Source organism: Halomonas sp. 3F2F, assembly GCF_014897805.1.
In the GTDB taxonomy this organism is placed as follows: domain Bacteria; phylum Pseudomonadota; class Gammaproteobacteria; order Pseudomonadales; family Halomonadaceae; genus Vreelandella.
Map to the genome: position 1 here is coordinate 2,359 of NZ_JABUZE010000147.1, position 3,561 is coordinate 5,919.

2 protein-coding genes are annotated in these 3,561 nt (G+C 56.4%); both read right to left on the reverse strand.

What is annotated here, in order from left to right:
• Positions 1-67: 67 nt before the first annotated feature.
• Entirely contained in the window at positions 68-1,423 is a 1,356-nt protein-coding gene (hglS, locus tag INT21_RS15720; protein ID WP_193068517.1) for a 2-oxoadipate dioxygenase/decarboxylase HglS, read from the reverse strand.
• Positions 1,420-3,561: FAD-linked oxidase C-terminal domain-containing protein (locus INT21_RS15725; protein ID WP_193085435.1), on the reverse strand; the 2,142-nt coding region annotated here is incomplete at its 5' end. The genes INT21_RS15725 and hglS, both read right to left, overlap by 4 nt.

Sequence of the window (3,561 nt, forward strand, 5' to 3'; positions counted from 1 at the left end):
ATAAAAAAGCCTGCGAAAAATCGCAGGCTTTTCGTAATGCATACTGACTCGCCCAGCTAGACGTTATTTATAGTCTATTCAAGACTTTGTGTTTAGAAGTGTTCTCACGTTCTGCGTAAAGCGACAACTCATCGGTCACTTGGGCACCCAGTGCCTCTTCAAAGGCATCGCGATTGGCATTCCCAGCATAGGCTTCGCTCTCTGCACCGCCCAGGTTCGACTGGAAAATACCCGCCGCACTCACTGGTAGAAAGTCTTCATAGGTAATCGGCTGTGCTTCCACCAGGCCCTGGGCGATTAACGCCTCAATATCGGCATTGCCAACGTCTTTAGCGGCCTGACCTTTCTCGGTCAGATGATACTGAAAATACGCTAGCCCCTCACGGCGCATGGCCTCGTCGTTATCAGGGAACTTGGCAAAGACGTTTTGCATAACCGTTTGGTGGGCGTCGTTATCCAACCCTGCGGTTTGCTTGCGGCCTTCAGTAAGTAACTGGTCATAAAGCGCACGGCCTTTTGGTGTTAGTGCTACGCCACGCTGCTCAATTTCGCCAAAGCGAGCGGTGTGAGTACCTTGCGCGTCACCAGCAAAGCGGATTGATTCTTCCAATGCTTTAAAGCTGGTCTGGCGCAGCAAAATGGGGCATTCACGACGTGGCGGCCCTTCAATGACCGCTTTGGGGTTCATGCCCATCTCCGGCATGCGGCGCTGTGCTTCGTCGATATCCAGAGTACGCGGCGTCAGGTGATTGATATGCGGCCCACGGAAGCACACCACGTCGGCAATCAAGCGGTGCTCATCATGGAGCGCCTGATAAGTCTCCAGATCGACCGTCGCATCCTGGTGCCAACGGAAGGTTTCCAGCGCTTCTTTGACGAATTGGTCGGTTTCTTCGCTGGTTAAGCCACCCTGGGTTTCATGACGCTCAATAAGTTCGCGCGCCCCAGAGGTAAAGATATCGCGCTTGGCTAGAATCTCTTCCGAACGCTGGCGCAGAGCCTCACTTTCAATCAGTTCTAAACGCAGTAACGAGGTAAAAACACGGAAAGGGTTCATCGCCAGCGCATCATCGTCGATAGGCCGGAAGGCGGTTGAGTGAACCGGCACGCCCGCTTCTGAAAGGTCGTAATAGCCCACCGGATACATACCCATCACAGCAAACAGGCGGCGCAGCATGGCAAGCTCTGCAGCAGTTCCCACGCGAATAGCCCCGTGGCGTTCTACGCTCAAACGGGCCAATTCGCCCTGCGCTTCTAGGCGGCGATGCAGTTCAGGCTGTTGACTAAGTGTTTCTTGGTTAACGCGCTCGACAAGTTCGAGCAGCGTGCCGTACTGCGGCACTTCGGCTTGATACATGGCCGACATTGCCTTAGAGAAACGGTCACGCACTTCGTTGGTTGAAAGAAGGCTCGGCTGAGTCATTTCGTTGCTCTCTCTTGCATATTGTTGGGATAAGGATGAGACACCGGCGTCAATAGCGCCAACAGCGCCTGAAGCGGGTGTGGCAAAGTTTGCGCTGAGTAGCGTTTCACCTGGCTGCGGCAGGAGTAGCCGGTGGCTAGCAGTTTGCCCGTGTTTTGCTCGGCTTCCACCTGAGGCTGCCAGGATTGGGCATAAATGGTTTTCGAGGTTGCGACATTACGGGTTTCATGGCCGTAGGTGCCGGACATACCGCAGCAGCCGGTCGCCATCAGCTCAAGCTCTAAACCAAATGCCGCAAACACCTGCTGCCAGGCTTTGGGGCTGCCTGGGGCGTTGGTCTTTTCGGTGCAGTGGGAAAGCAGCTTAAAGCCAGGATCGGTTAGGTTCAGCTGGCGAGGCGCTAGCGTGTTAATACGGGTGGCCAGCCACTCTTGCAGCATCAGCACGTTGGGTACTTGTTCACGGCCCAGGGCTTTGACGTACTCTTGGCGATAGGTCAGCGTCATCGCCGGGTCGATCCCCACCATGGGTACGTCGAACTCTGCCAACGCCCGCAGGCGCTTGGCCTGTTTTTCCGCCGTGCGCTCAAAGGCACCTAAAAAGCCCTGCACTTGCAGCGGTTTGCCGTTGGCAGAAAATGGCATCACGAACACCCGCAGGTTGAGCCGCGACAGTAGTTCCACCACATCCAACACCAGCTTGGCTTCAAAGTGGCTGGTGAAGGCGTCCTGGACAATGATTACGCTGTTGGCACGCTGCTGTTCAGTCAGCAGCGCAAGCGAGGTGGGCGTGGCTTCGGCCACGCCCCAGGCGCGCAGCTGTTTTTTCACGCTGGCGCGGGAAAGCTGCGGGGAGTCGCTCATTCCCAGCCCTTTACGCATTAGGCTATCGACCCAGCGCTGGTTGAGTAGGGCGTTATACAGCGGCGCCACCTTGGCAAGCGTGGGCAACATAAACTCGGTGCCGCCGATGATGTAATCGCGCAGCGGGCGTAAATAGCGGCCGTGGTAGACCTCTAAAAACTGCGAACGGAACTGCGGCACGTTGACCTTAATTGGGCACTGGCCGGCACAGGATTTACACGCCAAGCAGCCCGCCATGGCATCGTAAACTTGGTGAGAATAGTCGTGGTGTTGTTTGCGGCTGAGCGTATTGGCGACGCGTAGCGGAAAGCTTTTGATAAAGCCCCAGCCGTTTTCGGCTTTCTTTTTGCGCGACTCTTCCACCACATCGATCCCTGCCTGGGACTGCAGACGCAGCCACTCACGCATCAAGCTGGCACGGCCTTTGGGCGAATGCACGCGGTCACGAGTGGCCTTCCAGGAAGGGCACATGGGGTCATCAACATCATAGTTGTAGCAGGCGCCATTGCCGTTGCAGTACACCGCCGCGTCGTAGGCCTGCCACGCCCGCTCATCAATGGTGCGATCCAACTGACCGCGCAGGGTAACGCCATCAACCGTTAATAGCTCAGGGTCACTGTCTTTGGCGATTAATTCGCTGCCTTCAGCGGGCGACGCAATCTTGCCGGGGTTTAGCTGGTTATGCGGATCAAACGCGGCTTTAACGCGCTGTAGGCTGGGATACAGCTCGCCAAAGAATTTGGGGCCGTACTCCGAACGCACGCCCTTGCCATGCTCGCCCCATAACAGCCCGCCGTACTTCTGGGTCAGGTCAGCCACTTGATCAGAAATCTCACGAATCAGTTTTTCCTGTTCGGGATCTTTCATATCCAGCGCCGGGCGCACGTGTAGTACCCCCGCATCGACATGGCCAAACATACCGTAGGAGAGCTTGCGGGCATCCAGCGCGGCGCGAAACTCACTAATAAAGTCAGCCAAGTGCTCCGGTGGTACGGCGGTATCTTCGACAAACGCAATTGGGCGCTTTTCGCCCTGCACATTGCCCAGCAAGCCCACCGAGCGTTTGCGCATGGCGTAAACTTTTTGGATCTGCGGACGGCCTTCGGCCAGGGTGTAACCTAAGCGCGCTACCGTGGGGTCTTGGCTCAAATGGTCCGTGAACGCCTGCACCCGTTCTGCCAAGCGCTCAGGATCATCGTCATTAAACTCAATCAGGTTAATGCCACGGATTGGCGTGCTGCCGGTGGCGGGGAAAAACGCCGCCACGCTATCCCA

Coding starts and splice junctions, on each gene's coding strand:
- hglS (WP_193068517.1), bottom strand. CDS start 1,423: ATGACTCAGCCGAGCCTTCTTTCAACCAACGAAGTGCGTGACCGTTTC.